Here is a 6,227-nt window from a genome sequence, read left to right on the forward strand (position 1 = left end):
CGTCACCCCGCCCCACCCCTCACTGCCCACCGCAGGTTCCCCTTCACTTCCCCTTCTCGCCCACGTACCGCCGAGCGAAGTCGAGCTCCAGGCGCACCTGCTTGATGCGTTCCTCCACGACGAGCGAGCCGTGCCCGGCGTCGTAGCGGTAGACCTCGTGCGGGTGGCCACGCTGCTCCAGCCGCTGGACGTAGTTCTCCACCTGCTGAATGGGGCAGCGCGGATCGTTGACGCCGGCGGAGATGTAGACCGGGGCCCGCACCGCGTCCACATACGTCAGCGGTGAAGACGCCTCGAAGCGCTCCGGGACCTCCTCCGGCGTGCCGCCCAGCAGCGTCCGGTCCATCGCCTTGAGGGCTTCCATCTCGTCGTTGTAGGCCGTGACGTAGTCCGCGACCGGTACCGCCGCCAGGCCCACCGCCCAGGCGTCCGGCTGCATACCGAGCCCCAGCAGCGTCAGATAGCCGCCCCACGATCCGCCCGCGAGCACCAGCCGCTCCGGATCCGCCAGCCCGGACTCCACCGCCCATTCGCGGACCGCGGCGATGTCCTCCAGCTCGATCAGCCCGACGCGGTGCTTCAGCGCATCCGTCCAGGCGCGGCCGTAACCGGTCGAGCCGCGGTAGTTGACGCGGACGACCGCGAAGCCGTGGTCGACCCAGGCCGCCGGCGACGAGGCGAACGCGTCGCTGTCGTGCCAGGTCGGGCCGCCGTGGATGTCGAACACCGTCGGGAACGGCCCGGCGCCCTCGGGCTTCTGCACCAGCGCGTGGATACGGCCGCCGGGGCCCTCCACCCAGGTGTCGGTCACCGGAACCGACCCGGGGGCCTTCATACCGGGCGGATCCAGCACGACCTTGCCGCTCGTCGAGCGCACCTCGGGGGGCTGCGCCGCCGAGGACCACAGGAACTCCACCGTGCCGTCCGGGCGGGCGGTGGCACCGGACACGGTGCCCGCGGGGGTCTCGACCCGGGTCAGCGCCCGGCCCTCGGCAGCGGCCGCACCGGCGCCGCGGCCCGGCGCACCCAGCTCGTAGCGCCACAGCTCGCTGCGGGCGTGGTACTCGTGCTCCACCAGCAGTGCCGACCCGTCGGGATACCAGTCGGCGCCCACATCGCCGGGCAGGTCGATCTCCAGGGGCGTCTCCACGCCCGTCACCGGATCCCAGATCATCGGCTCCCAGCGGCCCCGTCGCTGGTGCCCCACCAGCAGCCGGGCGTCGCCGTCCACCGGCGCGAAGCCCATCACGGACAGGCCCAGCTCCTCGGTCCCGCCGTTGGTGTCGTCCAGCTCCGCGACCGTCGAGCCGTCCGCCCGCACCACGCGGATCGCGGAGTGCATCGCGTCGCCGTGCTCGGTGTGCTCGATCGCGATCAGTGAGCCGTCGTGCGAGAGATCGCCGACGCCCGCGGACTCGCGGTGGCGGTAGATCTCCACGGGCGGCTGCCCGGGCCGTACGACATGGACCGTCGAGCCCTCGTCGTCCGTGGACCGTCCGACGACCGTGCTGCCGTCCCGGCCGATCGCCAGTCCCGCCGAATAGGCGGCGGCCAGCCCCGGAGCGGCCGGCTCGTCCGCGCCGCCCGCGAACGGCTGCCGCATCCAGACGCCGAACTCGTCGCCGTCGGTGTCGGAGAACCACCAGATCCACTCGCCGTCAGGGGAGAGGGTGCCGTCCGTGGTGCCGTTCGGACGGTCCGTGGCCTGCCGCTGCCCACCCGTCGCACGGTCCCAGGCGTAGAGCTCGAAGGTGCCGGTGGCGTTCGAGACGAACAAGGAACGGTCCGCGGCGTCCTCGGCCCAGTCCGGCAACCCGATCCGCGGTGCGCGGAACCTCTTCTCCCAATCCGGCATGGACTCGGTGGAAGCGGCCGTATCGGCGGCCGGCTGGGCGGAGGAAGTGGGGTCGGGGCGGTGGTGCGGATCGTTTGCCTGGTCAGGGCCTTGGGTCTCGTCAGTCATGAGCCCATTCTGCGCCGTGCCCCGCAATTTGCGTTGGCGAGGCCATCAGGCTGTGGATAACTTCGCCGCATGCGAAGACTCGACGGCCCCGACGACTGGCGTGAGACCAACCGCGCGAGGTGGGACGAGCGGGTGGCCATCCACACCGCGAGCGATTATTACGACCGGGCAGCGTTCCGCCGGGTCCGGGATGTGATCCGCGACTTCGAGATCGCGGAGGTCGGCGACGTCACCGGCCGCACCCTCCTCCACCTCCAGTGCCACTTCGGGCAGGACACGCTGTCCTGGGCGCACCGCGGCGCCGCCCAAGTCGTGGGCCTGGACTTCTCCGAACCGGCCATCGAGGCCGCGCGGGAGCTGGCCGCCGAACTCGGCTACGGCCCGGACCGCGCGTCCTTCGTCGCCGCGGACGTCTACGACGCCGCCGAAGCGGCCCCCGACTCCTCCTACGACATCGTCTACACCGGCATAGGGGCCCTGAACTGGCTCCCGGATCTGGTCCGCTGGGCGGAGACCGCCGCTTCCCTCGTCGCTCCGGGGGGCTTCCTCTACCTCGCCGAGTTCCATCCGCTGAGCGATGCCCTGGACGACCGGACGGCCTCGCGCATCACGTACGACTACTTCAACCGGGACGCCTGGGTGGACGAAACCCCCGGCACCTACACGGACTTCGAGGCGCCGACCGTCAACAACCGCAGCGTCGAATGGCAGCACCCGCTCGGCGATGTCGTCTCGGCCCTGGCAGGCGCCGGCCTGCACATCGAGTTCCTGCACGAACACGACATGACGATGTTCCAGCGCTTCGCCGCGCTGCGCCGTGGCGACGACGGCTACTACCGCCTCCCCGCCGACCGCCCACGCATCCCGCTGATGTACTCCCTGAAGGCGACGCGGCTGCGCTGCCGGCCGACGCGCCGCGTTCCGGGGCCGGCGCAGGCGGACAGCGGCCCGGAGCCGCGCCCGTTCGTCCGGGGGCCGCCGTCCACGACGCTTCCCGGTGCGGCTACTCTTCCGACCGTTCCGGCCGGATGGGCCGACCGGTGTCCGCCTGGCGGGTGCCGCTTCTCAACTGCCGGGTGGAGGCTCACGCGGCACGGAATCACGGGGGTTCCTATGCGGATGCGCAGACGTCTGGCCAGTGCCGCGGGCATGAGTGCGTTGCTGCTGTTGGCGGTGGGATGTGCGGGCTCGACCCAGGAGAAGGCGTCGCCGGGCGCGTCCGCTGCCGCGGCCGCCGCCAAGCCGCTGCCGATGAAGGCCGCTCCTCACCCGGCGACCTGGACGGGGACCGACCACAAGGTCCATCCCCTGCGGATCACGCCCACGCGGCTGGCCCGCGGCGCGGAGTCCGACCTTGTGCACATCAAGCTGGACGACGATCTGAAGGGGATGGTGCCGTACTACCTCACCTTCTCCTACACGAACACCGACAAGAGCCCGGTGAGCGGGGTGGACCCGGCGAGGAACTTCTCGATCAACGGGGCGGACGGCCGGCCGGCCGAGCAGATCTCGCTCTTCCAGAGCAACCCGCTGGCCACCGGCTCGGGGCTGCCTGCCGCGTGCCGCGAGGGCGGCGCGGAGAAGCTGGCCGCCGGTGCGACCACGTCCGTCTGCCAGATCTTCATGCTGGGCAAGGGCCAACAGCCGGCGACCGTCTCGTACAAGGACTCGGGGGGCGAGACGCTTCTGTGGCAGGTCGGCGGCGGTAAGGGCGGGGCCACCGGGATTCTGCCCGCGGGCAAGTCCGCGGACTCCGTCACGCAGGACAGCGACAAGCGTCCCGTGTCCCTGTACGTGACGCCCAAGGGCGTGCGCGCGGGGTCGATCGCCGACCTGAGCCGGTTCGACCTGGATGCCGACGAGAAGAAGCTCATCCCGTACTACGTCACGATGCAGTACCGGAACACCGGCAAGCACGACCTGCTCCCGAGCATGAACAACGGCGTGGTGCTGAGGACCGCCGCCGGCCAGGAGTCGCGGAAGATGGTGCTGATCGACATCGGCGGCCCCGGGGTGAGCCAGTGCCCCGAGTCGACGCCCGACAAGATGGTCAAGCCCGGCGCGACCGTGACCGAGTGCTCCATCCACATGCTGGCCAAGGGCGAGCCCCCGGTGGCCGTCGTCTTCCAGGGCCAGAGTGCGGGCGCGCAGCCCGTCACCTGGCGCGTGGAGACCGACGGCGACAAGTAGCACGGCGGACCGCCCGGTAGCGCCCGCGGCCCGGGTCCCTGAGGGGGCCCGGGCCGCTTGCCTTGCCGGGACGAGTGGCCCGGTCCCCCGAGGGACATGCGCCGACGGCCGTAATCTGGAGGAGTGGGCAGTGACGTGGTCACGATGTTCCTCTGCGGCGATGTGATGCTCGGCCGCGGCGTCGACCAGATCCTCCCGTACCCCGGCGACCCGGCCCTGCGGGAGGGCTACATCCGGGACGCCCGGGCGTATGTCGAGCTGGTGGAGGCGGCGAACGGGGTCATTCCCCGTCCGGCGGACTTCTCCTGGCCGTGGGGAGACGCGCTACGGGTGCTCGACGCCGCCGCGCCGGAGGCCCGTGTGGTCAACCTGGAGACCAGCGTCACGCGGAACGACGACTTCGCCTCCGGCAAAGAAGTTCACTACCGCATGAACCCCGCGAACGTCCCCTGCCTGGCGGCCGCCCGCCCCGACGTCTGCTCCCTTGCCAACAACCACGTCCTCGACTTCGGCCCCCGCGGCCTGGAGGAAACGCTCGACACCCTGGCGGGTGCGGGGCTGCGGACGGCAGGGGCGGGTGCGGACGCGGAGGCGGCACGACGTCCGGCGATCGTCCCCGTCGAGGGAGGCCGCCGGGTCCTGGTGTTCTCGTTCGGGATGCCGTCCAGCGGCGTCCCGCGCGCGTGGGCCGCGACGGGGGACCGGGGAGGGATCGACGTCGTCGCCGAGCCGTCGCAGAGCGCCGCGGCCGGGGTGGTCGGCCGGGTACGGCAGGTGAAGCGACCGGGCGATGTCGTGGTGGCTTCCGTCCACTGGGGTTCCAACTGGGGCTATCACGTCTCCCGTGACCAGGTCGGCTTCGCACATGCCTTGATCGACGGCGGCGTGGACGTCGTCCACGGGCACTCCTCGCATCACCCGCGCCCCCTGGAGATCTACCGGGGAAAACTGGTGCTTCACGGGTGCGGCGACTTCATCGACGACTACGAGGGCATCACCGGCTACGAGCAGTACCGGGACGACTTGCGGCCGCTGTATCTGGTCTCGGTGGAGCCCGCCACGGGCCGGCTCCACGAGGTCCGGATCGTCCCGCTGCAGGCTCGGCGGATGCGGCTGCGGCACGCCTCGGACGATGACTGCGCATGGCTGGGGACGGTTCTCGACCGCATCAGCGGCGAATTCCACGCGCACGTCGACAGGGAGAGCGGCGGCACGCTCACCGTGCGGGAAGGGGCGGGGGACGCGTAGCCGTAGCGGCATCGCCCTTCCGCGGCGCGCGCCCGGCCCGTTCGACGCGGGGGCGGTCCGACCGGGGAGCCAAAGCCGCCGGTTGAGGTCCGCCGGGCTGCCCTTCGGCATGGATTATCACTGCTTGCTGATCGGCCTCGGTGCCTCATCCCCAGCCCGCCCGCACTCTTGCGACCGGGGTGTTCCGGCTGTGGAAAGAGGACGTCCCGGCCGACGTCGTGAGCGAGGATTCGTGGCGTGCGCCGGGCCATTCGTGCAGGCACGGCGCGGCCCACAGTGGAAGCCAGTAATATCCCGCTTCATCCGCGTCACCTTGGTTCTGCCGGCTCATGCCGAATCGCCTTCCCGCCGTGTCCCTCGCCTGGTGTGTTCCCCGACCCACCCGACGTCTCCCGCTTGGAGCCCGCCACGTGTCGTCCGACGCATCCGCTCTGCACCGCGCCGCGCAGCGTGCAGCCCCGCTGTTGCTCCCGGCGCTCTTCGTCACGCAGTCCTTCGCGGCGCTGCTTCCGCAGCTCCCGTTGCTGGTCTGCGCGGCGTTGGCGGGCCTGGCGGTCGATCTCTACCGGCAGGAACAGGTGGACGGGGTCACCGTGCCCCGCGACAAGATCGCGGTGGAGGTGACGACGCGGCAGCTGCTGCGGGACATGCTGACGCTGGTCGGCCTCCTCCGGGCCGGCATCCTCGATCTCCTGCCCGGCCAGGCCCTGATACTGATCGCGTTCCTTCTCTTCTACGGGACGCATTTCGTGTGTCAGGCGGTGGCGGTGCTGGTGCGCAGGACGCGGAGTCTGCCGTTCGTGACGCGGAACATCGATGCGTCGGC

The 6,227-nt window shown here is 71.2% G+C and carries 2 protein-coding genes and 2 pseudogenes; 3 read left to right on the forward strand and 1 reads right to left on the reverse strand.

Translation table 11 applies throughout. The features are described from left to right. Nucleotides 1–43 precede the first annotated feature (43 nt). Nucleotides 44–1,855, reverse strand: a complete 1,812-nt coding sequence (locus tag ACH4FH_RS37755; protein ID WP_398560509.1) for a S9 family peptidase — start codon at nt 1,853–1,855, stop codon at nt 44–46. A 177-nt stretch (nt 1,856–2,032) separates the two neighbouring features. Between ACH4FH_RS37755 and ACH4FH_RS37760 the strand changes: the two are divergent. The 3 genes and pseudogenes from ACH4FH_RS37760 to ACH4FH_RS37770 all read left to right on the forward strand — a co-directional run. Next, nucleotides 2,033–2,857: pseudogene (locus ACH4FH_RS37760) on the forward strand (class I SAM-dependent methyltransferase); the annotation flags it as partial. Nucleotides 2,858–4,276: 1,419 nt separating this feature from the next. Continuing rightward, on the forward strand, nt 4,277–5,401 hold the full coding sequence (locus ACH4FH_RS37765; RefSeq protein WP_398560507.1) for a CapA family protein: 1,125 nt from the start codon (nt 4,277–4,279) through the stop codon (nt 5,399–5,401). A 410-nt stretch (nt 5,402–5,811) separates the two neighbouring features. After that, nucleotides 5,812–6,227 (forward strand): annotated as a pseudogene (locus ACH4FH_RS37770) (hypothetical protein); the annotation flags it as partial.

The organism is Streptomyces sp. NPDC017993 (genome assembly GCF_044328065.1).
GTDB lineage: Bacteria > Actinomycetota > Actinomycetes > Streptomycetales > Streptomycetaceae > Streptomyces.